27 protein-coding genes are annotated in these 25,423 nt (G+C 71.0%); 11 read left to right on the plus strand and 16 right to left on the minus strand.

All coding sequences use genetic code 11. The features are described from left to right. Positions 1 to 12 precede the first annotated feature (12 nt). A complete protein-coding gene (locus tag ACO0E1_RS11445) occupies positions 13 to 789 on the plus strand; it encodes a LysR family transcriptional regulator substrate-binding protein (protein WP_422874287.1) in 777 nt (258 codons plus the stop codon). Next, a complete protein-coding gene (locus ACO0E1_RS11450; RefSeq protein ID WP_422874288.1) occupies positions 786 to 1,256 on the plus strand; it encodes a GNAT family N-acetyltransferase in 471 nt (156 codons plus the stop codon). Before ACO0E1_RS11445 ends, ACO0E1_RS11450 begins: the two co-directional genes overlap by 4 nt. Here the strand turns inward: ACO0E1_RS11450 and ACO0E1_RS11455 are convergent. From ACO0E1_RS11455 to ACO0E1_RS11465, 3 genes are all read right to left on the minus strand, one after another. Next, positions 1,249 to 2,061 carry a DJ-1/PfpI family protein gene (locus ACO0E1_RS11455; protein ID WP_422874289.1) on the minus strand — a complete coding sequence of 271 codons (813 nt, stop codon included), beginning with the start codon at positions 2,059 to 2,061 and terminating at the stop codon, positions 1,249 to 1,251. The genes ACO0E1_RS11450 and ACO0E1_RS11455 overlap by 8 nt on opposite strands. 28 nt (positions 2,062 to 2,089) lie before the next feature. Next, entirely contained in the window at positions 2,090 to 2,617 is a 528-nt protein-coding gene (locus tag ACO0E1_RS11460; RefSeq protein WP_422874402.1) for a DNA-3-methyladenine glycosylase I, read from the minus strand. A 214-nt stretch (positions 2,618 to 2,831) separates the two neighbouring features. Continuing rightward, a complete protein-coding gene (locus tag ACO0E1_RS11465; RefSeq protein ID WP_422874290.1) occupies positions 2,832 to 4,958 on the minus strand; it encodes a copper-translocating P-type ATPase in 2,127 nt (708 codons plus the stop codon). Positions 4,959 to 5,024: 66 nt separating this feature from the next. Between ACO0E1_RS11465 and ACO0E1_RS11470 the strand changes: the two genes are divergently transcribed. Beyond that, positions 5,025 to 6,116, plus strand: a complete 1,092-nt coding sequence (locus ACO0E1_RS11470) for a glycoside hydrolase family 5 protein (RefSeq protein ID WP_422874291.1) — start codon at positions 5,025 to 5,027, stop codon at positions 6,114 to 6,116. 17 nt (positions 6,117 to 6,133) lie between these two features. Here the strand turns inward: ACO0E1_RS11470 and ACO0E1_RS11475 are convergent, their stop codons facing one another. The 4 genes from ACO0E1_RS11475 to ACO0E1_RS11490 all read right to left on the minus strand — a co-directional run bounded on the left by ACO0E1_RS11475 (position 6,134) and on the right by ACO0E1_RS11490 (position 9,692). Further along, entirely contained in the window at positions 6,134 to 7,114 is a 981-nt protein-coding gene (locus ACO0E1_RS11475) for a CPBP family intramembrane glutamic endopeptidase (protein ID WP_422874292.1), read from the minus strand. Positions 7,115 to 7,139: 25 nt separating this feature from the next. Continuing rightward, positions 7,140 to 7,556 carry a VOC family protein gene (locus ACO0E1_RS11480; protein WP_422874293.1) on the minus strand — a complete coding sequence of 139 codons (417 nt, stop codon included), beginning with the start codon at positions 7,554 to 7,556 and terminating at the stop codon, positions 7,140 to 7,142. Positions 7,557 to 7,671: 115 nt separating this feature from the next. Beyond that, entirely contained in the window at positions 7,672 to 8,001 is a 330-nt protein-coding gene (locus ACO0E1_RS11485) for a hypothetical protein (RefSeq protein WP_422874294.1), read from the minus strand. Between the two features lie 20 nt (positions 8,002 to 8,021). Then, complete coding sequence (locus ACO0E1_RS11490; protein WP_422874295.1) at positions 8,022 to 9,692, minus strand: sodium:solute symporter family protein; 1,671 nt, start codon at positions 9,690 to 9,692, stop codon at positions 8,022 to 8,024. A gap of 188 nt (positions 9,693 to 9,880) precedes the next feature. On the opposite strand from ACO0E1_RS11490, the gene aroQ reads away from it, so the two are divergent. After that, complete coding sequence (aroQ, locus tag ACO0E1_RS11495; protein WP_422874296.1) at positions 9,881 to 10,327, plus strand: type II 3-dehydroquinate dehydratase; 447 nt, start codon at positions 9,881 to 9,883, stop codon at positions 10,325 to 10,327. Between the two features lie 19 nt (positions 10,328 to 10,346). Here the strand turns inward: aroQ and ACO0E1_RS11500 are convergent, their stop codons facing one another. After that, the gene (locus tag ACO0E1_RS11500) at positions 10,347 to 10,943 is read right to left on the minus strand and encodes an NAD(P)H-dependent oxidoreductase (RefSeq protein WP_422874297.1); all 597 of its coding nucleotides are present in this window, start codon (positions 10,941 to 10,943) and stop codon (positions 10,347 to 10,349) included. Positions 10,944 to 11,030: 87 nt separating this feature from the next. Here ACO0E1_RS11500 and ACO0E1_RS11505 point away from each other — a divergent pair, with 87 nt between their 5' ends. Then, positions 11,031 to 11,522, plus strand: coding sequence for an MSMEG_6728 family protein (locus tag ACO0E1_RS11505; RefSeq protein ID WP_422874298.1), 492 nt, complete (start codon positions 11,031 to 11,033; stop codon positions 11,520 to 11,522). On the opposite strand, the gene ACO0E1_RS11510 is transcribed toward ACO0E1_RS11505, so the two are convergent. The 7 genes from ACO0E1_RS11510 to ACO0E1_RS11540 form a co-directional block, all read right to left on the minus strand. Next, on the minus strand, positions 11,482 to 11,772 hold the full coding sequence (locus ACO0E1_RS11510) for a hypothetical protein (protein ID WP_422874299.1): 291 nt from the start codon (positions 11,770 to 11,772) through the stop codon (positions 11,482 to 11,484). The two genes, ACO0E1_RS11505 and ACO0E1_RS11510, sit on opposite strands and share 41 nt — an antisense overlap. 280 nt (positions 11,773 to 12,052) lie before the next feature. Next, positions 12,053 to 12,319: a hypothetical protein gene (locus ACO0E1_RS11515; RefSeq protein ID WP_422874300.1), complete on the minus strand. Its 267-nt coding sequence runs from the start codon at positions 12,317 to 12,319 to the stop codon at positions 12,053 to 12,055. A 104-nt stretch (positions 12,320 to 12,423) separates the two neighbouring features. Continuing rightward, positions 12,424 to 13,560 carry a cysteine desulfurase family protein gene (locus tag ACO0E1_RS11520; RefSeq protein ID WP_422874301.1) on the minus strand — a complete coding sequence of 379 codons (1,137 nt, stop codon included), beginning with the start codon at positions 13,558 to 13,560 and terminating at the stop codon, positions 12,424 to 12,426. Between the two features lies 1 nt (position 13,561). Beyond that, positions 13,562 to 14,509: a carboxylating nicotinate-nucleotide diphosphorylase gene (nadC, locus tag ACO0E1_RS11525; RefSeq protein WP_422874302.1), complete on the minus strand. Its 948-nt coding sequence runs from the start codon at positions 14,507 to 14,509 to the stop codon at positions 13,562 to 13,564. Further along, positions 14,506 to 16,131, minus strand: coding sequence for an L-aspartate oxidase (nadB, locus tag ACO0E1_RS11530; protein ID WP_422874303.1), 1,626 nt, complete (start codon positions 16,129 to 16,131; stop codon positions 14,506 to 14,508). Before nadB ends, nadC begins: the two co-directional genes overlap by 4 nt. A 9-nt stretch (positions 16,132 to 16,140) precedes the next feature. After that, positions 16,141 to 17,412, minus strand: coding sequence for a quinolinate synthase NadA (gene nadA / locus ACO0E1_RS11535; protein WP_422874304.1), 1,272 nt, complete (start codon positions 17,410 to 17,412; stop codon positions 16,141 to 16,143). Positions 17,413 to 17,420: 8 nt separating this feature from the next. Next, the gene (locus ACO0E1_RS11540; protein WP_422874305.1) at positions 17,421 to 18,185 is read right to left on the minus strand and encodes an NUDIX hydrolase; all 765 of its coding nucleotides are present in this window, start codon (positions 18,183 to 18,185) and stop codon (positions 17,421 to 17,423) included. A gap of 157 nt (positions 18,186 to 18,342) precedes the next feature. Here ACO0E1_RS11540 and ACO0E1_RS11545 point away from each other — a divergent pair, with 157 nt between their 5' ends. From ACO0E1_RS11545 to ACO0E1_RS11555, 3 genes are all read left to right on the plus strand, one after another. Further along, positions 18,343 to 18,624: an acylphosphatase gene (locus tag ACO0E1_RS11545; RefSeq protein WP_281265213.1), complete on the plus strand. Its 282-nt coding sequence runs from the start codon at positions 18,343 to 18,345 to the stop codon at positions 18,622 to 18,624. 135 nt (positions 18,625 to 18,759) lie between these two features. Beyond that, positions 18,760 to 20,244 (plus strand): MDR family MFS transporter, encoded by a 1,485-nt coding sequence (locus ACO0E1_RS11550; protein WP_422874306.1) that lies wholly within the window; start codon positions 18,760 to 18,762, stop codon positions 20,242 to 20,244. Positions 20,245 to 20,561: 317 nt separating this feature from the next. Next, entirely contained in the window at positions 20,562 to 21,800 is a 1,239-nt protein-coding gene (locus tag ACO0E1_RS11555; RefSeq protein ID WP_422874307.1) for a D-arabinono-1,4-lactone oxidase, read from the plus strand. Between the two features lie 57 nt (positions 21,801 to 21,857). Here ACO0E1_RS11555 and ACO0E1_RS11560 read toward each other — a convergent pair whose 3' ends face one another. Further along, positions 21,858 to 22,352, minus strand: a complete 495-nt coding sequence (locus ACO0E1_RS11560) for a 2'-5' RNA ligase family protein (protein ID WP_422874308.1) — start codon at positions 22,350 to 22,352, stop codon at positions 21,858 to 21,860. Positions 22,353 to 22,505: 153 nt separating this feature from the next. Between ACO0E1_RS11560 and ACO0E1_RS11565 the strand changes: the two genes are divergently transcribed. From ACO0E1_RS11565 to ACO0E1_RS11575, 3 genes are read left to right on the plus strand one after another with little or no spacing between them, the layout of a single operon-like run. Beyond that, positions 22,506 to 23,453 carry a MetQ/NlpA family ABC transporter substrate-binding protein gene (locus ACO0E1_RS11565; RefSeq protein ID WP_422874309.1) on the plus strand — a complete coding sequence of 316 codons (948 nt, stop codon included), beginning with the start codon at positions 22,506 to 22,508 and terminating at the stop codon, positions 23,451 to 23,453. Then, positions 23,453 to 24,493 (plus strand): methionine ABC transporter ATP-binding protein, encoded by a 1,041-nt coding sequence (locus ACO0E1_RS11570; RefSeq protein WP_422874310.1) that lies wholly within the window; start codon positions 23,453 to 23,455, stop codon positions 24,491 to 24,493. The genes ACO0E1_RS11565 and ACO0E1_RS11570 overlap by 1 nt, the downstream gene beginning before the upstream one ends. Continuing rightward, complete coding sequence (locus ACO0E1_RS11575; RefSeq protein ID WP_402729499.1) at positions 24,490 to 25,161, plus strand: methionine ABC transporter permease; 672 nt, start codon at positions 24,490 to 24,492, stop codon at positions 25,159 to 25,161. The genes ACO0E1_RS11570 and ACO0E1_RS11575 overlap by 4 nt, the downstream gene beginning before the upstream one ends. Positions 25,162 to 25,423 lie beyond the last annotated feature (262 nt).

The raw sequence follows: 25,423 nt of genomic DNA on the forward strand, positions 1-25,423 counted from the left end.
ATGCTCGGTTGCATGACCGCGGCACTCACCATCGCCTTCGTGCCAGGGGTGTCCCCGGCCAAGTGGGCACGCGTGTGGCGTGATCGCTTCCCCTCCGTGGAGCTCCGGCTCCGTCCGATCGGCTCGTCCGACGTCGATGCGGCGCTGGCCGACGACGTCGACATGGTCTTCGCCCGGATGCCCGTCTCGGACGTCCACAACGCGATCCCGCTCTGGACCGAGACGGCCGTCGTGGCGACCCCGAAGGACTCCACGCTCGCGGACTCGTCCGAGATCACCCAGGTGGACCTCGACGCCGTGCACGTCATCGACGCCGGCCCGGTGCCGGCGGACGTCGACGGCGCGCTCGACCTGGTCGAGGCGAACGTCGGTGTCGTCGTGCTCCCCCAGTCCCTCTTCCGCAAGGCCAGCCGCAAGGACCTCGTCGCTCGCGCGCTCGTCGACTCGCCCGGCACGCGGATCGCGCTCGTGTGGCGGGACGAGGACGCCTCGGAGCTCACCGAGGAGTTCATCGGCGTGGTCCGTGGGCGGACCGCCAACAGTTCCCGGAGCCAGCCGGACCAGCCGGGAGGCTCGGATCGCGCCGGCGACGCCGACGCACGTCCGTCCCGTGGCGGCGCCAAGGCCACCGCGGGTGGCAAGGACGCCGCCGGCGGCAAGGCCAAGGCGAAGTCGCCCGGCGGTGCCAAGTCCGGCAGCGGCAAGGGCTCGAACAGCGGCAAGACCCCGAAGCCCGGTCGCGGTCGGATGCGGGGCAAACCGAGCCGCGGATCGAAGGGCAACCGATGACGGACACGCGCCTGCGGACGATGCCGGCCACGAGCCTCCCGGCCTGGCTCGACGTGACGATGGCGGAGTACGTCGATTCGCGCATGCAGGCCGGCGAGACCCGCGAGCGGGCCGAGGCCAACAAGCAGAAGTCGCTCGACCAGTGGTTCCCCGGTGGCGAGCCGCTCGCCGGGCACCACGTGTGGGACGTCCTCGACGGCGACGACACCGTCGTCGGGTACCTGTGGATCGGGCCGTTCGAGCCGGACGGCTCCGACTGGTGGGTCTTCAACATCGAGGTCGACGAGGCGCACCGCCGGAGGGGCCACGCCCGCCGGGCGCTCGAACTCGGGCACGCCGTCGCGAAGGACGAGGGCGCGACGAGCATCGGGCTGAACGTGTTCGGCTACAACGCGGGCGCGGCGGCCCTCTACGAGCGGCTCGGGTACGGCGTCACCGCGATGCAGATGAAGCTGCCGCTCACCTGATCACGGCGACTGCCGCCCGGGCGACGCGCTCGCCGCGGGACTCCTCGGCTGCTGCACGCGCTTCGGCGACCACGCGCGCGTCCGCTCGGTCCGCCGAACCCGCGTCGAACGGTGGTTGGGGGTCGTACTCGATCTGCAGCTGGATGCGCTCGGCGGCCGGCTGCCCGGCGAGCTCGGACGCGAACCACAGGGCCATGTCGATCCCGGCGCTCACCCCGGCTGCCGTGACGATCGACCCGTCGTCGACCACCCGTTCGTCCACCGGCGTCGCGCCGAACGCGGCGAGCATCGGCTTCGAGGCCCAGTGCGTCGTCGCCCGCTTGCCGGCGAGGAGCCCGGCGGCGCCGAGGACGAACGCGCCGGTGCACACCGAGGTGACCCACGTGGCGCGTTCGGCTTCACGCCGGACGAACCCGACGATCTCGGGGTCGAGCATCGCCTCGAACGCGCCGTCGCCACCGGGGACCACGAGGACGTCCGCCGGTGCGGCATCGGCGATCGTCACGGTGGGGACGAGGGAGAGCCCGCAGTCGCTCGGCACCGGGTCGAGTGTGGCGGCGACGTACTCGATCCGGGCGCCGGGCACGCGACTGAGGACCTGTGCCGGCCCGGTGAGGTCGAGCTGCGTGAGGTCCGGGAACATCAGGAACGCGATCCGGATCTCCGACGGATCGTGCTCCGGGGTGGTCACGTCGTCCTCGACGGGATCAGAGGCGGGGACCTCGACGTCGACCGGGACGTCGACGTGCACCGCATCGACGGGGGTGATCGGCGTGACCCGGGGGTTCGGGTGCTCGTGCGTCATGCCCGCGACCCTAGCCCCGGCTGCCCGTTCAGGCCCAGACGCCCGAGGTGCCCCGTCGGTGGCTGCCGACCAGATGCGTGTCGACGATCCCGAGCGCCTCCATCAGCGCGTACATCGTCGTCGGACCGACGAAGGCGAACCCACGCTTCCGCAGGGCCTTCGACAGTGCGAGCGACTCGTCGCTCTTCGTCGGGACGTCCGCGTACGTGACCGGTTCGGGCGTCCGGTCGGGGCGGAAGGACCACACGAAGTCCGCCAGTCCGCCGTCGTCCCGCAGCGCCACCGTGGCGTTCGCGTTGGTGATCGTGGCGAGAATCTTCGCCCGGTTCCGGACGATGCCGGCGTCCGCCATCAGTCGGGCGACGTCCGCCTCGCCGAAGCCCGCGACCACGTCGGCGTCGAAGTCCCTGAAGGCCGCGCGGAACGCCGGACGCTTCGCGAGGATCGTGCGCCACGAGAGGCCGGACTGGAACGCCTCGAGCGAGAGCCGCTCGAACACCCCGCGCTCGTCCCGAACGGGCATGCCCCACTCGGTGTCGTAGTAGTCGCGCAGCATCGGGTCGGTCGAGGCCCACACCGGGCGGGCGAGTCCGTCGTCCCCGGTCACCAGATCAGTCACGCCCCCATCCTGGCGGACCCGTCCGACATGGTGGTGCGCGCGTCTGAGCTTCGACGGTCGGTGAGATCGCGCTTCGTGTCGGTTGCCGGGCCGACGAACCGACACGAAGTGCGATCTCACCGCAACGACCGCGCCGGCGCGGCGCCGGCGGTCAGGCGCGGAAGCGACGGAGGAGCTGGGCGTTCAGGCTGACGATCACGGTCGACAGGCTCATCAGCACCGCGCCGACCGCCGGGGACAGCAGGAACCCGACCCCCGCGAGCACCCCGGCCGCGAGGGGTACCGAGAGCACGTTGTACCCGGTGGCCCACACGAGGTTCTGCACCATCTTCCGGTAGGTCGCACGTGACAGGTCGATCACGGTGAGCACCCGTCGGGGGTCGTTCGAGGCGAGCACGACACCGGCGCTCTGTACCGCGACGTCCGTCCCCGCACCGATCGCGATGCCGACGTCAGCACGGGCGAGTGCCGGAGCGTCGTTCACACCGTCGCCGACCATCGCGACCACGGCTCCGGTCTCCTGCAGTCGTGCGACCTCGCCGTCCTTGTCCTCCGGCAGGACCTCGGCACGGACCTCGTCGATGCCGAGCTCCCGCGCGACCGCATCGGCGACCTGCTGGGCGTCTCCGGTGACCATCGCCACCCGGATCCCGCGGTCGTGCAGGGCACGGACGGCCTCGGCGGACTCCTGGCGGACGGCGTCGCGCACGGCGAAGGCGGCCTGCACCGTGCCGTCGACCACCGCGACGATGACCGCCGCTCCGTCCGCACGCCACCCGTCGACGGCGGACTCGAACGCGGACGGCATGGTCGCACCGCTCTCCCGGAGCATCGCGGGTCCGCCGACCTCGACACGTCGGCCCTCGACGACGGCGCTGACCCCGCGGCCGGGGACGGACCCGGTGTCGGTCACCCGGTCGGGCACGGGCACGCCACGGCCGGTCGCCGCGCTGACGATCGCGCGCGCCACCGGGTGTTCGCTGTCCCGCTCGGCGGCCGCGGCGAGCCCCAGGACGGCGTCGTCCCCGACGGTGTCGACGACCTCCGGCGCCCCGGTCGTGAGCGTGCCGGTCTTGTCGAACACGACGGTGTCGACGTTCCGCATCGCCTCGAGCGCGAGCCGGTCCTTCACGAGGATCCCGGCCTTCGCGGCGCGCTCGGTGGAGATCGCGACGACGAGCGGGATCGCGAGACCGAGGGCGTGCGGGCAGGCGATGATCAGCACGGTGACGGTGCGGGTGATCGCCTCGGTCGGGCTGCCGAGGAGCAGCCACACCACGAAGGTGATGATCGCCGCTCCGGTGGCGAAGTAGAAGAGCAGCGCCGCAGCACGGTCGGCCAGGACCTGCGTCCGCGACGACGACGACTGTGCCTCGGCGACCATCCGCTGGATGCCCGACAGGGCGGTGTCGTCGCCGGTCGCGGTGATCCGGACGCGGATCGAGCTGTCCGTCGCCACGGTGCCCGCGACGACGCGGTCACCCGAGGTCCGCTCGACGGCTGCGGACTCCCCCGTGATCATCGACTCGTCCACCTGCGCGCGTCCGTCGACGACCTCGCCGTCCGCCGGGACGCGGCCGCCTGGGCGGACCACGACCGTCTGGCCGACCTGGAGGCTCGACACCGGCACCCGGGACACGTCGCCCTGGTCGTCGACCACGTCCGCCTCGTCGGGCAGCAGGGCCGCAAGCGCGTCGAGGGCACTCGACGCGACGCCCATGGCGCGCATCTCGATCCAGTGTCCGAGCAGCATGATCACGATGAGGAGCGCGAGCTCCCACCAGAAGTCGAGGTCGAGCCCGAACAGGCCGAGGCTCGTGATCCACGACGCGACGAAGGCCACGACGATCGCCATGCCGATCAGGAGCATCATGCCCGGCCGCTTCGTCCGGGCCTCCGACCACCCACCGGTCAGGAACGGCCAGCCTCCGTACACGAACAGGACCGTGCCGAGCACCGGGGAGACCCAGCCCGCCCAGGCCGCGTCGGGAAGTGGATAGTCCAGGATGTCGGCGAACATCGTGCTGAACGCCACGACCGGGACCGCGAGGACGAGGCTCCACCAGAAGCGGTCCCGGAACATCGCCGCGTGGTCGCCGTGTTCGCCGTGCCCGTGGTGCATGTGGTCGTGCCCGCCGGGCCCCGCGGTTCCGCCGTGATCCGCGTGGTGGTCGTGGCCGGCGTGCTCGTCGTGCTCGTGGTGGGCATGGTCGTCGTGCACGTGTCCCTGGTGGTCCGCGTGCTCGTCGACGGTGGTTCCGTGGCGGTGCTCGTCCATGCCGTCCACCATACCCCCTAGGGGTACCTAGTGGCGGTGACGACGGCGAGGGCGCACCATTGCCGCATGAGACGACCCGAACTCGTCCGGCGCACCCTGGCTGCCGGATGCACGATCATCGCCGTCCTCGCGGGGTCCCTGATCCCCGCGGCGACCGCCGGCGCAGCGACGACCCCGGCGACCCCGGTCACCGCGCTGCGCGTCACGAAGAACGTCATGGTCGACCCCGCCGGCAAGGCCGTCAAGCTCCGCGGCGTGAACCGGTCCGGCACCGAGTACAACTGCCAGCAGGGTGGCGGGATCTTCTCCGGCCCGACCGACCAGGCGTCGATCGACCTGCTCCGCTCGTGGAACGTCAACACCGTGCGGATCCCGCTCAACGAGCACTGCTGGCTCGGTATCGACTGGGCACCGCAGTCGACGGGCGAGCCCTACCGCGCTGCGGTGCAGGACTACGTGAACCGGCTGGCCGCGAACGGCATCCGTTCGATCCTCGACCTGCACTTCACCGGTCCGGTCGCGATCTGGGGCGAGCAGGAGAAGGAGATGGCGAACACGACGTTCTCGTTGCCGTTCTGGACCTCGGTCGCGAGCCGGTTCGCCTCGAGCCCCGCCGTCCTCTACGAGCCGTTCAACGAACCCCACGACATCTCCGAGGCGTGCTGGCTGAACGGCTGCACGATGCCGGAGGGGTGGCAGGCGGCCGGGTACCAGCAGCTCGTGAACACGATCCGGGCCACCGGCGCGAAGCAACCGATCATCGTCAACGGTCTCGACTGGGGCCACGACATGTCGCCGATGCTGCGCTCGCTGCCGAAGGACCCGGCGAAGGCCCTCGTCGCCGGGCAGCACCTCTACAACTTCAAGAGCTGCGTGACGGCGTCGTGCTGGTCGGCGAACTTCGCCCCGGTCGCCGCGCGGATGCCGATGGTCGCCGAGGAGATCGGCGTGAACGACTGCTCGACGGCCATGCCGCTGGCGTTCATGCGCTGGATGGACGCGAACGGCGGTGACGGGTACGTGTTCTGGAACTTCGGCACGACCGGCTGCCCCGACGGCGGCCAGTACGGCGGTTCGGCGCTGATCAGCGACTGGAACGGCACCCCGACCCCGTACGGTGATGCGATCCGGCGGTACTTCCTCAGCCGCCCGATGTGATCAGCCGCCCGGTGTGATCAGTCTCCCGGGCGGATCGACCCGGCGGACGCGACGGTCGTCGTCGGGGTGGACGCGAGTGCACCCCGGCGGCGGATCGCGCCGGTCGTGACGAGCACGATGACGACGAGCGCGAGCACGATCCATCCGCCGTACCCGAGCGGACTGCGCGCCACGTCGGACACGTCGACGCCCGAAGCGACGAGGACCGCCCCCACGCCAGCCGCGCCGTTCACACCGGCGTGCGCGAAGACGGCGGGCCAGACCGATCCCGTGCGGAGTCGGAGCCACCCAAGGACGATGCCGAGCAGCACGCACGCGACGACCATGAACACGACGCCGAGCCAGTCCGTGCGACCGAAGTTGTAGCCGAGCAGGATGATCGGCGCGTGCCAGACCCCCCAGACGACGCCGGACCCGACCAGCGCGACCCCGGTGCCGTACCGCTCGAGCGCCGGGACGAGGAAGCCCCGCCACCCGATCTCCTCGCCCACCGTGGCGAACGCGTTGAACACCGAGACGAAGGGCACCTGCGCCAGCTGCACGGCGACGAGCAGCCCGATCGGCATCGGCAGCTCGCGGAGGCCAGCCGCGGCGAGGACGTCCCGGTAGCCGGAGAAGCCGACGAGGTCGACCGGGAACCAGCCGGCGAGCACCGCGACGACGAGCGCCGCGACCGGGAAGAGCACCCCGCCGAGGTACGCGAAGACGGTCACCCAGATCGTGCGGCGGACCGGGCGGAGCGGCCACACCCCGAGGAACCGCAGCACCGGACGCGGACGCCGTCGCCCGAGCAGCGCGAGGACGACGACCGCCGAGAGCAGCGGGGTGAACATCATCCCGACGATGAACAGCGTGGCGAACGGCGTCCCGAGCCCGCGCCCGGACAGCCAGAGCGGGAGCGTCACCGCCCACGCTCCCCCGAGTGCGAGCACGACGAAGAGCGTGGTCGCCCACCCCGGGACGCTGCGGTCGACGGTCGACTCCCCCTGGTGGATCATGCCGGAATGCTACCGGCCACGACCGTCACGCCGCGGGCGGACCGTCCTGGGCGGCCTGCGGGTCCATCCACACGTACTCCCAGCGGTGGCCGTCCGGGTCCGTGAAGCTCCGCTGGTACATGAACCCGAGGTCCATCTCCGGCCGGTCCTCGGTTCCACCCGCTGCGACGGCCGCGTCGACGATGCGGTGCACGTCGTCCTTCGAGTCGGCACTGAGGGAGTTGATCACCTCGATCGTCGAGGGGTCGGCGATCGCCTTGTCCGTGAACTCGGCGAACTTGGCCGCGGTCAGGACCATGACGTAGATCGTGTCGCTGACGACGACGCACGCGGCGGTCTCGTCGCTGAACACCGGGTTGATGGAGTACCCGAGCGCCTCGTAGAAGGCCTTCGAGCGGTCGAGGTCGGCGACGGGCAGGTTGATGAAGACCATGGTCGGCATGGACCCAACCTGGCCCTCCCGGGTGCGCACCGCAACCGTTTCGTCGCGGAACCCCACGGACGGGAGGCACGGTGCCAGCTGGCACCGTGCCTCCCGTCCGAGAGGTGGTACAGGATCAGGCGAGCTCGCGGCCCTCGCCTGCAGCCTTCTGGTTCGCCTCGGCCTCGGCCTGGCCGATGATGTCCTCCGCCGGGACGGGCGCGAGCCGGTCCCAGAGGAAGAAGAGGAGCCCGCCGGCGAGCATCGAGAGCCCGACCCAGAGGTTGATGTGGATGCCGCCGGTCTTCTCCGGGTCGGTGTCCCAGTGCACGATCCCGACGATCGTCGTGATGATGCCGTAGAGGACGAACAGGCCGCCGAGGATGCGGCGCAGGTCGAGACGGCGGGTGGAGCGGACGAGCGCGGCCTTCTGCTCGTCCGTCATCGAGGTGGTGGTGTCACTCATGAGCGGTGATCTCCTTCGGATCAGAGGAACGGCAGGTAGAGGACGACGCAGAGCACGAGGGCGATCGTGCCGAGGAGCGCCGGCGAGCGGTACCAGGCGGTGTCGGTCGCGACGGCGTCACCGTGCATGTCGATCTTGCCGACGCCGTAGACCAGGCCGCCGAGGTCCTTCTCGGCCTTGGGCTTGGTGAACATCGACACGACGAACCCGACGACGAGCACCGTGACGAACGAGATGATCGCGCCGTACAGCGTCTCGGCGGTCCCGGTGGCGAACAGCTTCGGGTTGACCAGGTACGCGATCCAGGTGATCGTCGGCGTCACGATGCCGAGGATGTAGCCCCACAGCGCGCCCTGGGTGGTCATCCGCTTCCAGAGCAGACCGAGGATGAACACGGCGAACAGCGGCGCGTTGAAGAACGAGAACAGCGTCTGCATGTACGTCATGATGTTCCCCGCCTGGGCGGCGATGAACGCGGTGGCGATGCCGACGAGGACACCGACGACGGTGACCCAGCGACCGGTCTTCAGGTAGTGCACGTCCGGCATGTTCGGCTTGATGTAGCGCTGCCAGATGTCGTAGGTGAAGACCGTGTTGAACGAGGAGACGTTCGCGGCCATGCCGGCCATGAAGCTCGCGAGGAGCCCCGTCACCGCGACGCCGAGGACGCCGGTCGGCAGGTACATCTGGATGAGCTTCGGGATCGCGTCGTTGTACGTCAGCGTGCCGTCGGCGAACTGGTTGCCGACGACCGCGGCGGCGATGAGACCGGGGATCACGACGATGAAGGGGATGAAGAGCTTCGGGATCGCGGCGATGAGCGGGGTGCGGCGGGCGGCGGACATGTTCTTCGCCGAGAACGCGCGCTGCACCTCGGTGAAGTTCGTCGTCCAGTAGCCGAAGCCGAGCACGAAGCCGAGGCCCAGGACGATGGCGAGCCAGTTGGCGCCGATCGGGTTGGTCACGTCACCGAAGCCGGTGCCTGCCCACGCCTGCAGGTGCTGCACGCCCTGCGTCTCGATGATCGCGGACTTGAGGCCGCTCCAGCCGCCGACGCGGTGCAGGCCGACGATCGTCAGCGGGACGAGCCCGGCGATGATCACGAAGAACTGCATGACCTCGTTGTAGATCGCGCTCGAGAGCCCACCGAGGGTGATGTACGCCAGCACGAAGCCCGCGGAGACGATGATGGCGAGCCACTCCGGCCAACCGAGCATCGCCTCGATGACGATCGCCATCGCGTAGAGGTTGATGCCGGCGATCAGGACGTTCGACACCGCGAACGCGATCGAGTTCACCAGGTGCGGCGCCTTGCCGAAGCGGCGGAGCATGAACTCCGGCACCGACCGGACCTTGGAGCCGTAGTAGAACGGCATCATCACGAGCCCGAGGAACACCATCGCCGGCACGGCACCGACGAGGTAGTAGTGCAGGGTCGCCATGCCGATCTGGGCACCGTTGGCGGCCATGCCGAGGATCTCGGTCGCGCCGAGGTTGGCGGACACGAACGCCAGACCGGTGATCCAGGCGGGCATCGAGCGGCCGGACAGGAAGAAGTCCATGCTCGTCCTGACCTGTTTCCGGGCGGTGAACCCGATCCCGATGACGACCGCGAAGTACACGATGATCATCAGGTAGTCGACCCAGCCCAGGTTGAGCTGGATCCCGTTGTTCGCTGCAGCGAGAACCATGTATTGACTCCACGTCGATGTGCTGTGATCCGCGTCTGCGCAGATCCATCGGGGGACACTACCCGGGTAGTACCGTTTTGTAACTTTTGCGCCGATCCGCGCGGTGGCCTATTGTGACCGTTCACATAGCCATGGCATGTGTCATGCGAACCGGGGGACGCCGCAATCCCCGCCGGTAGGCTCTGGACATGACCGAGCAGTCGCGCATCCTCGTCCTCAACGGCCCGAACCTCGACATCCTCGGCCGGCGCGACCCGGAGCAGTACGGCGCTGTGACACTCGCCGAGATCGAGGCGATCGTGCACACCGAGGCAGCGGTCCACGAACTCGAGGCGGACTTCCGCCAGACGAACCGTGAGGGCGAGCTCGTCGAGTGGCTGCACGAGGCGCTCGACGACTTCGTCGGCGTCGTCATCAACCCCGCGGCGTACGCGCACACCTCGGTCGCGCTGCACGACGCCGTCGAGGCACTCTCGGTCCCGGTCGTCGAGGTGCACATCTCGAACACCTGGAAGCGGGAGCCGTTCCGCCACGTCGACCACGTGGCCACGGCGGCCACCGCGGTGATCGCCGGCGCCGGCGCGGACGGCTACCGCCTGGCGGTCGCGCACGTCGCGTCGCTGCTGACGCGCTGACGGGGCGGCCGCGGCGCGGCTAGAAGTCGGCGGGTCGGGGGACGTCCGTCGCGGCGGCCGTGACGAAGCCGCCGCGGATGATGGGCAGTGCGCGGCGGACGGCCTGGTCGATGCGCAGCTCGAGGTCGATGTTCGAGATGTCGTAGCCGCCCTCGCGCTTGGTGAAGTCGCGCTCGTTGCCGAAGACGCCGATCGGGAGCGTCGTGGACTGGAAGAAGCCGAACAGCGGACGCATCTGGTGCTCGACGAGCAGTGCGTGCCGGTCGCTCCCGCCCGTGGCGGTGAGGAGGACCGGGGTGTCGACGAGGTCGTACTGCCCGATCCAGTCGAAGAAGAGCTTGAACGCGCCGGAGTACGCGGCACGGAACGCCGGACTGCCGACGACGAGCACGTCGGCCGACTCCACCGCCTCGAGGGCGGCGACCGTGGTCGGGGACATCGCCGAACGGTCGGACGCAGCACCGAGGTCGGCGAGCAGCGGTCCGATCTCGACGGTCAGGGTGCGCGCGTCCTCGATCTCCTCACCGAGTCGCGCGACGGTGGCGGCGACCAGGGTCGAGGTGCGCGACGGGTCGGATGGGCTGCCGCTGACGCCGACGACGAGTTCTCCGCTCATGCGTTCGATGCTCACACGCTCCCGGGTACCCCCGCACGGTTGTGACGACATGTGTCGCCCCAGGCACCCCCGCGTACCGTTCGGCGCATGCAGACGTTCCTGCCGTTCGCCGACTTCCACGCATCGGCCAAGTCCCTCGACGACCGGCGGCTCGGCAAGCAGCGCGTCGAGACCCTGCAGGTGATGCGGGCCCTGACGCTGCCGGACTACGGATGGCAGCACCACCCCGTCGTGGCGATGTGGCGCGGGTACCGGCCGGCGCTGATGGCCTACCAGGACGCCGTCTGCGCCGTCTGGCTGGACCGCGGGCACGTCGACACGTGTCTCGCGAAGACGCTGGCCGACCTCGGTCGCTCCCCCGAGGACCTCGACGCCTACGAACGCGGCGATTACCCGGTGCCGCCGTGGAACGACGACGAAGCCGTGCACCGGTCGCATCGGTCGAAGCTCGTGCAGAAGGACCGGGAGTACTACCTGCCACTCTTCCCCGACGTCCCCGACGACCTCGACTACGTCTGGCCGGTGCCGTCGGCGGGGGCTACGCGATCGGCGTCCACTTCCCGCCGTCGCGGCGCGTGACCCGGTCGGAGCGGATCTCCACGGTGTCCCGCAGGCCGGCGACCGCGAGCCTTGCGACCGCGATCGCGACCTCGTCGTCACCCGCCTCGTAACGGACCACCGCGCACGGGACGCCCCGGATCAGCCGGACGTCCTGCGCCTCGACGACCACCTGCTCGGCGACGAGTCGAGCGGCAGCCGGGAGCACGGCGTCGGGGGCGACACCGGGCGCCAGGGCACCGACGGCGAGGGTCCCACGGTACGAGGGCACAGGCCAACGGTAGCGACGCACGGCGCCGCACAGCGCACGGGGCACGGCGCACGGGGCACGGCGCACGGGGAAGCGCACCCGGTCCCGCCACGGACGGAGGGGATCCGGGGACGTCGTACAGGGATGACGTCCCGCGATCCGTGGCGGGGCTCCGGGTGCTGCGGGGCACGACGACAGGGGATGTCGTGACCCGCTCCGGACGCGTGCTTCACAGGACGCGTCCGGCTGATCGCGCCGATCGGATCCCGAGGGGGGAACCGGATCCGGGCGGCGCGGGTCTTCAGCGGTGCTCGGTGTCCTCTCGGTACCGCTCCGACTCGGTCGGGGCGGGCATCGATCGACACGTCGCAGCGGGGCGGATCATCGGGAGCACCGCGCTCCCGATGGTCGCGAGCGCCCCGATGACGGCGATGAGCCCGAGGGGCGCCGAACCGAGATCGTGCCCTGCGGCGACGGCGAGTGCGAGGACGGTCGCGGGCGCCGGCAGGAGCTGCACCACCCGGAAGCGGTCCTCCCGGGCGACTCGAGTCGTCATCGCGTTTGCCATGTGAACACTCTGGCCGAGATCGCGTGTCCGCAAAAGGGGGGACAGGTCCCCAGTGATGGAGTAGAACGTCTAGTACACCCTGAGACGGCGGCGGAGTCGAGGGCTCAGCCGAGGGCCCGGACCGCCGCGACGGCGTCGGCGACCGACCCGACCACGACGGGCACATCGGCGTCCGACAAGGACGCGTCGAACGTCAGCCGCACGGCGCTCCGCGCCACGTCGTCGGACAGCCCGAGCGCCGTGAGTACGTGCGACGCCTCGGTGCTGCCGGCCGCGCAGGCACTCCCCGACGACGAGACCACGTCACGCTGTTCGAGCTCGAGGAGCACCGTCTCGCCGTTCACCCCGGGGAAGCAGAACGACGCGTGTCCGGGGAGCCGGTGCTCGCGCGACCCGGTCACGAACGCCCCGGGAACCCGCTCGAGCACCCCGTCCAGCACAGCATCACGCACCGATGAAGCCCCCGCGGCAGCCGAATCGGACGCATGCCCGACCGACAGCGCCGTCGCCACCGCCACTGCCCCGGCGACGTCCTCGGTCCCGGACCGTCGCCCGCGCTCCTGTCCCCCGCCGTGCACGAGCGGCTCCATCGGCACGCCGGGACGGATCGCGAGGACGCCGGTGCCCTTCGGGGCGCCGAGCTTGTGCCCGGAGAACGAGAGCGCGTCGACCCCGAGCGTGTCGAGCCCGATCGGCAGCCACGGCGCGGACTGCACCGCGTCGGTGTGGAAGCGCGCGCCGACACCGTGCGCGAGTGCGGCGAGTGCCGGGATGTCCTGCACGGTGCCGATCTCGTTGTCCGCATGGGCGATCGACACGAGGGTGGTGTCCGGTCGGAGCGCGGCGGCCAGCACGGCAGGGTCGACCCGACCGGACGCGTCGACCGGCAGCACGGTCACCGTGAAGTCGTGGAAGCGTTCGAGGTACTCGCAGCTCGCCAGGACGGCCTCGTGCTCGATCGCACTCGTCACGACGTGCCGCCCGCGCGGGGTCGCGAGCGCGATGCCCTTCACCGCGGTGTTCGCCCCCTCGGTGCCACCTGCCGTGAAGACGACCTCGGCCGGACGGCACCCGAGCACGTCGGCGACGGACGCCCGCGCCGCCGCGAGCCCGCGCGCGGCCTGGTCCCCGATGCCGTGGGTCGACGACGGGTTCCCGAAGCCGCCGGTCAGCCACGGCCACATCGCTTCGAGCACATCGCGGCGGACGGGCGTCGTCGCGGCCCGGTCGAGGTAGAACACGTCAGCCCGCAGAACCGGAACCGGAACCGGAACCGGAACCGGAACCGGAACCAGAACCAGCACCGGCACCGGCACCGGCACCGGACACGGACACGTCGAGCCCGAGATCGAGTGCGCGGGCGGAGTGCGTCAGGGCCCCGACCGAGACGATGTCGACCCCGGTGGCCGCGATCGCCGCGACGGTGTCGAGGTTCACCCCACCGGACGCCTCGACGAGCGCGCGTCCGGCCACGAGATCGACACCCGTCACCAGGTCGTCGATCGAGAAGTTGTCGAGCATGATCGTGTCAACTCCGGCGGCGACGACGGGTTCGATCTGGTCGATGCGGTCCACCTCGACCTCGAGGTGCACGGTGTGCCCGAGTCGCTCCCGGGCGTCGCGGATCGCCTGCCCGATGCCGATCCCGCTCGCGAGCAACACGGCGAGGTGGTTGTCCTTCGCGAGCACGGCGTCCGACAGCGACGTCCGGTGGTTGTGGCCGCCGCCGCACCGAACCGCGTACCGCTCGAGCGCCCGGAGCCCCGGCGTGGTCTTCCTGGTGTCCACGATCCGCGCCCGGGTGCCGGCGACGGCCGCGACGTACCGCGCCGTCGAGGTCGCGATGCCCGACATCCGCTGCACGAGGTTCAGTGCGACCCGTTCGGCCCGCAGCACCGCTCGCGCCGGCCCGGTCACGGTCGCGAGGACGTCACCCGGCTCGAACGGGTCGCCGTCCGCGATCAGGACCGTCGCCGAGATGAGCGGGTCGACCGCGTGCATCACGGCCACGAACACCCCACCTCCGCTCAGCACGCCGGGTTCCCGCGCGCCGAGCGTCGCCGTCGCGATCGCGTCGACGGGGATGAGCGTCTCGCTGGTGACGTCGCCCCACGGTGCGTCCTCCTCGAGCGCGGTCTCGATGACGCGTCGGAGCGCGTGCGGCGGGATGGTTCCTGGGTCGGTGGTCATGCGAGTGCTTCCTCGGGGACGGGATCGGAGACGGACGAGCGGACGGCGACCCAGCCGGTCGATGCCGGAGCAGCGGGGTCGGTGTCCGGGTGGTCGGTGCGGGCGTGCGCGCCGCGGGACTCGGTGCGGGCCTCGGCAGCGCGGGCCACCAGGCGGGCGAGGTCGAGCAGCGCGCGGTCCTCGTGCTCCCGAACCGTTCGGGGCGCCTCCACGGCGAGCGCCGCGAGCTCGCGACGCGCGGCCGCCAGTCCACCGGCGTCACGGAGCAGGCCGACGCGCTCGGTCATGACGGTCTGCACCGTCTGGCGGACGTGCGCCTGCGGGTCCGGGTGATCCGGGCCTCCAGGACGGCACTGCCGGGAGGACCGGATCGCCTCCGCCTCGTCGGGCACCGTGGTGACGGGGAACGTCGCATCGCCGCGCAGGCGGAGCAGACCGGGTCGCGCCGCGTCGACCGCGTCCGCGGCGCGGACGGCGAAGACCAGTCCTTCGAGCAGCGAGTTCGACGCGAGTCGGTTCGCGCCGTGCACACCGGTGCAGGCGGCCTCGCCGATCGCGAGGAGTCCGGGGAGGCTGGTGCGTCCCTCGGCGTCGGTGGCGATGCCCCCCATGAAGTAGTGCGCTGCCGGGGCGACGGGCACGCCTTCCCGCGTCCAGTCGAAGCCGGCTGCGCGGGTCGCACGGGTGAGGCCGGGGAACCGTGCGACGAGGAAGTCCGGCTCGAGCCCGGTCGCGTCGAGGAACACGTCGCCGCCGTCGCGCATCGCGGCCGCGATCCCCCGTGCCACGACGTCACGCGGGGCGAGTTCGGCATCCGGGTGGACGTCCGGCATGAAGCGGTGCCCGCGTGCGTCCCGGAGGACGGCGCCCTCGCCGCGGACGGCCTCGGAGACGAGGCCGCCGCCCGGGACCGCGAGGCGGGTCGGGTGGAACTGCATGAACTCGAGGTCCGCGAGGACGGCTCCGGCACGCCAGGCGGCCGCTGCGCCGTCGCCGGTCGCCACGAGCGGGTTCGTCGTCTCGCGGTACAGGTGCCCGGCTCCCCCGGAGGCGAGCACGACGGCGTCGGCGTCGATGCGGCGCGGCTCGCCCAGCAGGTCGAGCACGTCGATCCCCACGACGGTGCCGTCCCGCACGACCAGGTCGGTGAGGCAGGTGCGCTCGAGGATCGTCACGTGCTGGCGGTGCAGCGCGCGGATGAGCGTCTGCTCGATCGCGGCTCCCGTCGCGTCCCCGGCGGCGTGCACGACCCGCCAGCGCCCGTGTGCGGCTTCCCGTCCGCGGGCGAGGTCGTCGCCGTACCGGTCGAGGCTCGCCGGGTCGTCGGTGCGGTCGAACGGGACGCCGAGCGCGAGCAGGTCGCGGACCCGTGCCGGCCCGTCGGAGCAGAGGACCTCGACGGCGCGGGCGTCGGCGCTGCCGGCCGCCGCGACGTGCGTGTCCGCGGCGTGCAGTGCCACGGTGTCGTCGGCGCCGAGTGCGACGGCGATGCCGCCCTGCGCATGGCTCGTCGCGGCGTCCGCCAGGGCACCCTTCGTGACGAGGGTGACGTCGTGGCGGGCGCTCGCACGGATCGCGGCGGTGAGGCCGGCGATGCCGGAACCGACGATGACGACGTGCACGGCGTCGTCCTAGTCCCGCGGCTTCGCGGCGAGCATGCGTTCGAGGGCGACCTTGGCGTCGGCCTTGACGTCGTCCGGGACGACGATCTCGTTGAGGACCTCGCCGCGCACGAGCGCCTCGAGCACCCACGCCAGGTACCCGGGGTGGATGCGGTACATCGTCGAGCACGGGCAGACGACCGGGTCGAGGCAGAAGATCGTGTGCTGCGGGTACTCGGCCGCGAGCCGGTTGACCATGTTGATCTCGGTGCCGATCGCGAACGTGGTGGGCTCGGTCGCGGCGGCGACGGTCTTCCGGATGAGGTCGGTGCTGCCGGCGGCATCGGCGGCGTCGACGACGGCCATCGGGCACTCGGGGTGCACGATCACCTGGACGCCGGGGTGGTCGCGACGGGCCTGGTCGATCTGGTCGACGGTGAAGCGGCGGTGCACGGAGCAGAAGCCGTGCCAGAGGACGACCTTGGCCTCCTGCAGGTCCTCGGCAGAGTTGCCGCCGAGGGGCTTCCGCGGGTTCCACATCGGCATGAGGTCGGTGCTGATGCCCATCGCCTTCGCGGTGTTGCGCCCGAGGTGCTGGTCGGGGAAGAACAGCACGCGCTGCCCACGCTCGAACGCCCACTCGAGCACGGTCGCCGCGTTCGAGCTGGTGCAGACGATGCCGCCGTGACGACCGCAGAACGCCTTGAGGTCGGCGGCGGAGTTCATGTACGTGACGGGGATGACCGGCACGCGGCCGTCGGCGTCCGGTTCGGTGCCGTAGACCGATTCGAGCTCGGCCCATGCCGCTTCGACGCTGTCGATGTCGGCCATGTCGGCCATCGAGCAGCCCGCGGCGAGGTTCGGCAGGATCACGCGCTGGTCGTCCCGGGCGAGGACGTCGGCGGTCTCCGCCATGAAGTGCACGCCGCAGAAGACGATCGCCTCGGCATCGGGCTTCGTCAGCGCGGCGTTGGCGAGCTGGAACGAGTCGCCGAGGAAGTCCGCGTGCCGGACGACCTCGTCGCGCTGGTAGAAGTGTCCGAGCACCACGACCCGGTCCCCCAACGTCGCCTTCGCCCGCTCGATGCGCTCGTGCAGTTCCTCCACCGGCGCGTGCTTGTACTCGTCCGGGATCACGCCCTGCCGCGGTGCGGAGGTCGGGATGACGTCGGACATCGACGAACCGGGGCCGTAGCCGGGCCGGGCGTCGAAGTCCCACGTCGGCATCGCGAGGTCCGGCGTGCAGGTGCTGCCGTCGGCCTTGCCGTTGGAGATGAGTTCGATGGTGGTGGCGATGGACACGGTGGTTCCTATCGGTTCTGCGGTCGTGTCTGGTTCTCGGTCGTGGTGCCCCGTTGCAGCGGGGCCGTGGTGCCCTGCTGTGGCGCGGCCTTGCTGCCCTGCTGCAGCGGGCCGTTGTCCGCGTAGGCGAGGTCGGGGTTCGAGCGGTACAGCCGGGCCGGCCGGTGCCGGTCCCCGCTCGTGGTCTCGTCGGTGGCGATCACGGCGTCGGACTGCGCGACCTGCCGGCGGAAGTTCGCGGGGTCGAGCGCACGCCCGAGCACCGCTTCGTACACGGCACGGAGCTCGGCGAGGGTGAACCGGTCGCCGAGGAACGCCTGTGCGATCCGGGAGTACGACATCTTGTTCCGCAGACGCCAGAGTGCGTATTCGGCGATGTGGTCGTGGTCGAACGCGAGCGGCGGGTGCTCGTCGGCGAGGAACCAGCGCACGTTCCAGTCGTCCGGCACGACGCTCGCCTCGTCCGGGCGGACCAGCGCCCAGTACACGATCGACACGACGCGGGTCGGGGACCGGTCGACGTCGCCGAACGCGTAGAGCTGCTCGAGGTAGCGCGGCTGGACGTTGGTGGTCTCGCGCAGGCGGGCGGCGGCGGAGTCCTCGAGCCCTTCGTCCGGACGGACCCAGCCGCCGGGGAGCGCCCACGATCCCTCGTACGGCTCGGCGGTGCGGCGGACGAGCGGCATCCACAGCGCCGGCGCCCCCGTGTCGGGGTGGGGGCGCAGCGCGACGATCACGGTCGAGACCGCGACGCGGATGGCTGCTTCGTCCATGGCTGGTGCCTTCAGGTTTGTTTGACCTTAAGTGTTCTGGTTCCAGTGACTCTATCACTGCTCCCACATCCGGGCGACACGTTGCCGAAACAATCGGTCACGGCCCCGAAAAACCCTGGTGATGCCCGGGAAACCCGGCCCGCATACATTGGGCGACATGACAACGGTGACCAGGGTGCACGCCATCGTCTCGGGGACGGTCCAGGGGGTCGGGTTCCGCTACTGGACGGCACGCAAGGCAGACGGGCTCGAGTTGACGGGCTACGCGCGGAACCTCTTCGACGGCACGGTCGAGGTCGAGGCGGAGGGGCCGTCGCCCGCCGTCGACGCCCTCGTCGAGATGCTGCACACCGGGCCGCCGTCGGCGAGCGTGACCGAGGTCTCGACGCGCCCTGTGGTCCCGCACGGCGACGCCGCGTCGTTCGACATCCTGCACTGAGCGTTCACCGCGGGTGTCGGTGGATCGCGGAATAATCGAGTCCGTTCAGGTGCTGCACACCCAGTGCCCGGCGTGATGCCTGGTCACGCGTCCGCTCGTGCGGACTCCCCACAATCCACCGTTCGGAGCCGCCACATGACCGACCACGCCCTCGACACCGCACCACGGACCGGCAGCGTGCCGGCGCGCACGGCTGCCGACGACCGCCTGGTCATCGGGCTGCTGCTCGTGTCCGCGTTCGTCGTGATCCTCAACGAGACGATCATGGGTGTCGCGCTGCCGCGGCTCATGGACGACCTCGACATCAGTGCGGCGACCGGGCAGTGGCTGACGACCGGGTTCCTGCTGACGATGGCCGTCGTGATCCCGATCACCGGGTTCCTGCTGCAGCGCTTCAACACGCGGCCGGTCTTCGTGTGGGCGATGAGCCTGTTCTCCGCCGGCACGCTGATCGCGCTCCTGGCTCCCGGGTTCGCCACCCTGCTCGTCGGGCGCATCGTCCAGGCGAGCGGCACGGCGATCATGATGCCGCTGCTCATGACGACCGTCCTGACCCTCGTCGACCCGGCACACCGCGGTCGGATCATGGGCAACATCTCGATCGTCATCTCGGTCGCCCCCGCCGTCGGCCCGACCATCTCCGGGCTCATCCTCAACGCGTTCTCGTGGCGCTGGCTGTTCGGGTTCGTGCTGCCGATCGCGATCGCCGCGCTGGTCCTCGGCATGGTGAAGGTCCGGAACGTCGGCACCCCGCGGCCCGCCCCGCTCGACGTGCTCTCGGTCGTGCTCTCCGCCTTCGCGTTCGGTGGCGTCGTCTACGGCCTGTCGAGCATCGCCGAGATCGCCACCAGCGGTCCGGTCGTCCCGATCACGGCCCTCGTGGTCGGTGTCGTCGGGCTCGTGCTGTTCGTCCTCCGCCAGACCCGGCTCCAGCGCAGCGACCGCGCTCTGCTCGACCTCCGCACGTTCCAGAGCCGGGGCTTCACCGTCCCGATCGTCGGCATGGGGCTGAGCTTCCTGGTCATGCTCGGCACGCTGATCCTGCTGCCGATCTACCTGGAGCGCGTCCTCGGGCTCGAGGTGCTGAACGTCGGGCTCCTCCTGCTCCCGGGCGGCCTGCTCATGGGCCTGCTCTCCCCGATCGTCGGCCGCATCTACGACCGGCGCGGGCCGCGGGTCCTCCTCATCCCGGGCACGATCATCATCAGCGTCGTGATGTGGGGGTTGTCCACGGTCGGTACGGACACCAGCGTGTGGTTCGTCCTCGGCGCCCACGTCGTGCTGAGCATCGGGCTCGCGCTGACCTTCACGCCCCTCTTCACCGCGGCGCTCGGCGTCCTGCCGCCGAAGCTCTACTCGCACGGCAGCGCGGTCCTCGGTACGACGCAGCAGCTCGCGGGCGCTGCCGGCACGGCGTTGTTCGTGACGTTCCTGACGATCGGCGCGGCGACGGCGACGGCGGGCTCCGGGGCAGAGGGCGTGGCGCTCGCGACGGCCTCCGGCGTGAAGACGGCGTTCCTCGTCGGCGGCGTCATCTCGCTCTTCGGGATCCTCACCGCCTGCTTCGTGCGGAAGCCCGAGCTGCCCGAGGGCGCCCCGACGCCCCCGCCGGCGCACTAGCCCGCCGCCGGCCCCAGCGCGCCCTCGGCGCTGCGCGCGCGATCGCACCCGGTCGCGAACATCGCGCCCCGCCACGACGGGGCGCGATGTTCGCGACGGGGCGCGACCTGTGGTCAGCCCGCCCGCGCTCCCGCCGACCCTCTGGCCTCCGCGGCACGAATCGCTTGCGCACAACCGAAAGCCGTCCGCGCCGCGCAACGCCGCGGCGCGGACGGCTTTCGGTTGTGCGGGCGCCGCGGCCGGCGGGCGCCCTGGCCGGGCGCCGCTCCCCGCCGCACAGCGCCGCGGCGCACGGCCGCGCGTGGCATCGTGGGCGCATGCGGTCGACGACGAGCGAGCTCAACTGGTCCGGCACGGTCACGTACACATCGGAGCGCGTCGAACGCCCGAGCACGCTGGACGAAGCCGCCACGATCGTCGCCAGGGAACCCCGCGTCCACGGCCTCGGCACCCGGCACTCGTTCAACGACGTCGCGGATGCTCCCGGGGTGCTGCTCGACCTGACGGCGATCCCGACCGACCTGGTGATCGACCGCACGCCCGACGGCCACGCGACCGCCACACTGGGCGCCGGCACCCGGTACGGCGACGTCGCCCCCGCCATCGACCAGGCGGGCTTCGCCCTCCACAACATGGGGTCGCTCCCGCACATCTCGATCGGTGGTGCGATCGCCACCGGCACGCACGGCTCCGGCACCGCACTCGGGTCGCTGTCCACGGCGGTCCGCGCCCTCGAGCTCCTGGGTCCGGACGGCGAGACGCGCACCATCACGAGCGACGCCCCCGACGGAGCCGGCAGCATCCTGCACCTCGGCCTGCTCGGCATCGTGACCCGGGTGACGCTCGACCTCGAGCCGACCTACGCCATGCGCCAGGACGCCTACGGGCCCTTCCCGTGGCGGACGTTCCTCGACCACGCCGCCGAGATCCACGCCGCCGGCACCTCGGTCTGCTCGTACACGCGCTTCGGCGACGAGATCAGCGAGGTGCTCGTCAAGACCCGCAGCGAGCACGTGCCCGACGAGCTCGTCGGCGCGCCGCGGCTCCCTGGCACGCCAGGCGACGAGCACCGCACCGCCCGCGACGGGTCGATGGGTCCGTGGTGGGATCGACTCCCGCACTTCCCGATCGGCACCGTCCCGTCGCACGGGTCCGAGGTGCAGAGCGAGCACTTCGTGCCGCTCCGTCATGCCGCGGCCGCCCTCGACGCCCTGCGCGGGCTGGCCGACCGGATCCAGCCGCACCTGCACGTCGCCGAGCTCCGCACGATGGCGGCCGACGACCTCTGGCTCTCCCCCACGCAGGACGAGGAGGTGTTCTGCATCGCGTTCACGTGGAAGAAGCACCCCGTCGAGGTCGCGGCACTCCTCCCCGACCTCGAGGCGCGACTCGCCCCCTTCGGCGCCCGTCCGCACTGGGGCAAGATGAGCTCGCTCGACGCGGATGCGGTGGCAGCGCTCTACCCGCGGCTGGCCGCGTTCCGCGATCTGGTCCGCCGAGCCGACCCGGACCGGACGTTCGCGTCCGCCTTCGGCGAGCGCGTCTTGCGGACCTGACCCGGGCCTCCCGTCCGAGCGCCGGTCTGGAGGCTCCGCACCGGCCCGCCACCCCGCTCACGCCAGCGGGGTGACCACCTTCGCGTCGCCGTCCCAGTGGCGGAGACCGCCGACGGTGAGCGTCTGCGGGAGGGGCCCGATCGCTGCCAGCGCCCGGAGCGCGGCGGGCAGGTCGACGTCGCGGATGCGCCGGGCGAGCGTGACGTGCGGCGCCCACCGTCCGGGTGCCGAGGGGTCGAGCGACCCGGGCGAGAGGCGGTGCACCGCCTGGTGGAACCGTGCGAGGGGCTCGTCGACGACCACGCCGAGGCCGAGCACGTGCCGACCGGGTCCTGCGGGGAAGAGCAGGATCCCCGCGACACGGAGCACTGCCGGCAGGGGCACGTCGAAGCCCTCCGGGACGGGCAGGGACTCCCCGGCCGCCAGCGTGACGTGCGGGTCGTTCGTGCCGGAGCGCCCGAGGCTCGGCAGGTCCGCCTCGGTCAGGGCGTTCCACGCGGCACGGACCACGCGATCCGAATCGTCGTCCAGGACCAGCTCGATGCTCCGCACGGATCGAGTCTGCCCACGCACGCCTGCGCAACGGATGTAACACGGCGGAACGCAAGTCGCCGCGGCTCGGTCTGCGCGTCACACTCGTGGTCAGTCACGACCGTGTGACCCCGCAGCACGGCCCGCGAGGCCCCCGCCCCACGAGGAGCACCCATGACCGCCCCCGCACTGCCCCAGAAGCCGAAGCGCAAGCGCCCGATCGGCTGGATCGTCGCCGCGGCGATCGTCGTCGTCGCGATCATCGTCGCCGTCGTCGCCGTCGCGGTCCGCTCCGGCGGTGACAGCGACGGTGCCGCATCGGGCGCCGCTCCGAAGACCGTGACGATCGGCGTCTCCGACAAGTCGCTGCCGTACTGGAACACGTACGTCAAGCTCGCGAAGGACAAGCTCAACGTCACCGTGAAGCTGCAGAACTTCTCGGACTACTCGCTGCCGAACCCTGCGCTCAAGGACAAGCAGATCGACATCAACCAGTTCCAGCACATCCAGTACCTGGCGAACTACAACGTCACCTCGGACGACGACCTGCAGCCGATCGGCGCGACGGCCGTGTACCCGCTGCCGCTGTACTCGACGGAGGTCTCCAAGGTGTCGGAGTTCGAGGACGGCGCGAAGATCGCGATCCCGAACGACGCCATCAACGAGGCGCGTGCACTGCTGGTGCTGCAGTCGGCCGGTCTGCTCGAGCTCAAGGACGGCGGCAGCGCCTTCTCCACGACCGCCGACATCACCTCGCACAAGGTCGACGTGCAGACGCTCGACGCCTCGCAGACCGCGAACGCGCTGCAGCAGGGGTCCGTCGAGGGCTCGATCGTCAACGTGAACTACGCCACCTCGGCCGGGCTCGACACGAAGGACGCGATCTTCCAGGACGACCCGAAGAGCGCCTCCGCCAAGCCGTACGTGAACGTCTTCGCGGTGCGTGACGCCGACAAGGACAACACGACGTACCTCGACCTGGCGAAGCTGTTCCAGGACGACGCCGTGCAGAAGGTCTTCGCGAAGGACTACCCGGACGCCGTGTCGAGCGACGAGAGCGCTGCGTCCCTGCAGCAGGAACTCGTGTCCGTCGAGAAGGACGCGAAGGCGGCAACGAAGTAGTGGCTGCCCTCGTCGAACTCCGCGGCGTCTCGAAGCACTACCGCCGCGCCGACACCGGCGAGACCGTGGTCGCCGTCGAGGACGTGTCCCTCGACGTCGAACAGGGCGAGGTCCTCGGCGTCATCGGGTACTCCGGTGCCGGCAAGTCCACCCTGGTCCGCCTGGTCAACGCCCTCGAGCTGCCCTCCTCGGGCACCGTGACGGTCGCCGGCCAGGAGCTGACGGCGATCCCCGAGCGGGATCGCCGTCTGGCGCGTCGTCGCATCGGGATGATCTTCCAGCAGTTCAACCTGTTCCGGTCGCGCACGATCGCGGGCAACGTGGCGTACCCGCTCAAGGTCGCCGGTGTGGCGAAGGAGGAGCGGGACCGCCGTGTCGCCGAGCTCCTCGACTTCGTCGGACTGCTCGACCGGGCGTACGCCTACCCCGAGCAGCTGTCCGGCGGGCAGAAGCAGCGCGTCGGCATCGCCCGTGCGCTCGCCGGCAACCCCGACCTGCTGCTCGCCGACGAGGCCACGAGCGCCCTCGACCCGGAGACCACCTCCGAGGTGCTGGCCCTTCTGCGTCGCGTGAACCGGGAACTCGGCGTCACGATCATCGTCATCACGCACGAGATGGACGCCGTCCGGCAGATCGCGGACCGGGTGGCCGTGATGGAACAGGGACGGGTGGTCGAGGTCGGCGACGTGTACGACGTCTTCTCCACGCCGACCAACCCGGCGACGAAGCGGTTCGTGCGCACGGCACTGCACGACCGGCCGTCGCCCGAGACCCTGGCGCGGTTGCGGGAACGCCACCCGGGTCGGCTCGTGACCGTGCAGATCACCGACGAGGTCGGCCTGCAGAACCGGATCGACCAGGTGTTCCGGTCCGCCGGGGTGACCGCAGAGCTCGTGTACGGCGGGGTCGGTGAGATCCGGGAGCGCCGCATCGGTTCCCTGACGTACGAGCTGTCCGGCGACTCCGCCGCGACGATCGACCGCGCCGTCGCCGCACTCCGCGCCGACGGGGTCACCACCGACGAGGAGGACCGAGCGTGAACAACTCCTTCCAGAGCGTGATCGACACGTTCGACGTCTTCCTGTCCTCGGTGCGCGACACCATCGTCATGTCGCTCGTCTCGCTCGTGATCGCCGGGCTCATCGGCCTGGCGCTCGGTCTGGCGCTGTACGCCACCCGACCGGGCAGCCTGCTCGGCAGCCGGACGGCGTACACGATCATCAACCTGGTCGTGAACATCGTCCGTCCGATCCCGTTCGTGATCTTCCTCGCGGCGATCGCACCGCTGTCCCGCGTGGTCGTGCAGACGACGATCGGCGTCCCCGCCGTGACGTTCGCGATCTCGCTGGCGGCGGCGTTCGCGGTCGCCCGCATCGTCGAGCAGAACCTGCTGTCCGTGGACCCCGGCGTCGTCGAGGCAGCGCGGGCCTCGGGTGCGCACCCGATCTCGATCCTGCTGACCGTGCTCATCCCCGAGGGCCTCGGGCCGCTCATCCTGGGGTACACGTTCATCTTCATCGGCATCGTCGACATGACCGCGCAGGGTGCGCTGATCGGAGGCGGCGGCCTCGGTGAGTACGCGATCACGTACGGCTCGCAGCGGTACGACTGGTGGATCGTCTACGTGTCGGTGGCCGCGATCGTGGTCATCGTGCAGCTCGGGCAGTTCATCGGCAACCGCTTGGCGCGGGCGACGCTCCGGCGCTAGTCGGGCCCCCCTGAGATCGCACTTCGTGTCGCCTCCCGTATGACGGACGCGACACGGAGTGCGATCTCGTGCGTGCGGGTGGACGCGCGGGACGTCGGTCGAGACGTGGGGGGCGGAGGTGGGGCGTGCCTCCCGTCCGGGTCTGGGCGCGGTTCCACGACTCGCCGCTCAGTTCCGTCGAGATGCCACGACGCGCGTGTAGACGCCCTCGAGATGCCGGAATTTCGGAACCTCGACGGACCGCGCACGGGACGGCACGGGA

It is taken from the genome of Curtobacterium guangdongense (assembly GCF_049341845.1).
GTDB classification, from domain to species: Bacteria; Actinomycetota; Actinomycetes; order Actinomycetales; family Microbacteriaceae; genus Curtobacterium; species Curtobacterium guangdongense.

Bases quoted from the DNA above. Each gene is read 5' to 3' on its own strand.
- ACO0E1_RS11475 (WP_422874292.1), bottom strand. From the start codon at position 7,114: ATGATCCACCAGGGGGAGTCGACCGTCGACCGCAGCGTCCCGGGGTGG.
- ACO0E1_RS11545 (WP_281265213.1), top strand. From the start codon at position 18,343: ATGACAACGGTGACCAGGGTGCACGCCATCGTCTCGGGGACGGTCCAG.
- ACO0E1_RS11480 (WP_422874293.1), bottom strand. From the start codon at position 7,556: ATGCCGACCATGGTCTTCATCAACCTGCCCGTCGCCGACCTCGACCGC.
- ACO0E1_RS11455 (WP_422874289.1), bottom strand. From the start codon at position 2,061: ATGACGCACGAGCACCCGAACCCCCGGGTCACGCCGATCACCCCCGTC.
- aroQ (WP_422874296.1), top strand. From the start codon at position 9,881: ATGACCGAGCAGTCGCGCATCCTCGTCCTCAACGGCCCGAACCTCGAC.
- ACO0E1_RS11555 (WP_422874307.1), top strand. From the start codon at position 20,562: ATGCGGTCGACGACGAGCGAGCTCAACTGGTCCGGCACGGTCACGTAC.
- ACO0E1_RS11500 (WP_422874297.1), bottom strand. From the start codon at position 10,943: ATGAGCGGAGAACTCGTCGTCGGCGTCAGCGGCAGCCCATCCGACCCG.
- ACO0E1_RS11465 (WP_422874290.1), bottom strand. From the start codon at position 4,958: ATGGACGAGCACCGCCACGGAACCACCGTCGACGAGCACGCGGACCAC.
- ACO0E1_RS11550 (WP_422874306.1), top strand. From the start codon at position 18,760: ATGACCGACCACGCCCTCGACACCGCACCACGGACCGGCAGCGTGCCG.
- nadC (WP_422874302.1), bottom strand. From the start codon at position 14,509: ATGACCACCGACCCAGGAACCATCCCGCCGCACGCGCTCCGACGCGTC.
- ACO0E1_RS11490 (WP_422874295.1), bottom strand. From the start codon at position 9,692: ATGGTTCTCGCTGCAGCGAACAACGGGATCCAGCTCAACCTGGGCTGG.
- ACO0E1_RS11565 (WP_422874309.1), top strand. From the start codon at position 22,506: ATGACCGCCCCCGCACTGCCCCAGAAGCCGAAGCGCAAGCGCCCGATC.
- ACO0E1_RS11445 (WP_422874287.1), top strand. From the start codon at position 13: ATGACCGCGGCACTCACCATCGCCTTCGTGCCAGGGGTGTCCCCGGCC.
- ACO0E1_RS11505 (WP_422874298.1), top strand. From the start codon at position 11,031: ATGCAGACGTTCCTGCCGTTCGCCGACTTCCACGCATCGGCCAAGTCC.
- ACO0E1_RS11460 (WP_422874402.1), bottom strand. From the start codon at position 2,617: ATGCTGCGCGACTACTACGACACCGAGTGGGGCATGCCCGTTCGGGAC.
- ACO0E1_RS11470 (WP_422874291.1), top strand. From the start codon at position 5,025: ATGAGACGACCCGAACTCGTCCGGCGCACCCTGGCTGCCGGATGCACG.
- ACO0E1_RS11515 (WP_422874300.1), bottom strand. From the start codon at position 12,319: ATGGCAAACGCGATGACGACTCGAGTCGCCCGGGAGGACCGCTTCCGG.
- ACO0E1_RS11450 (WP_422874288.1), top strand. From the start codon at position 786: ATGACGGACACGCGCCTGCGGACGATGCCGGCCACGAGCCTCCCGGCC.
- ACO0E1_RS11540 (WP_422874305.1), bottom strand. From the start codon at position 18,185: ATGGACGAAGCAGCCATCCGCGTCGCGGTCTCGACCGTGATCGTCGCG.
- ACO0E1_RS11485 (WP_422874294.1), bottom strand. From the start codon at position 8,001: ATGAGTGACACCACCACCTCGATGACGGACGAGCAGAAGGCCGCGCTC.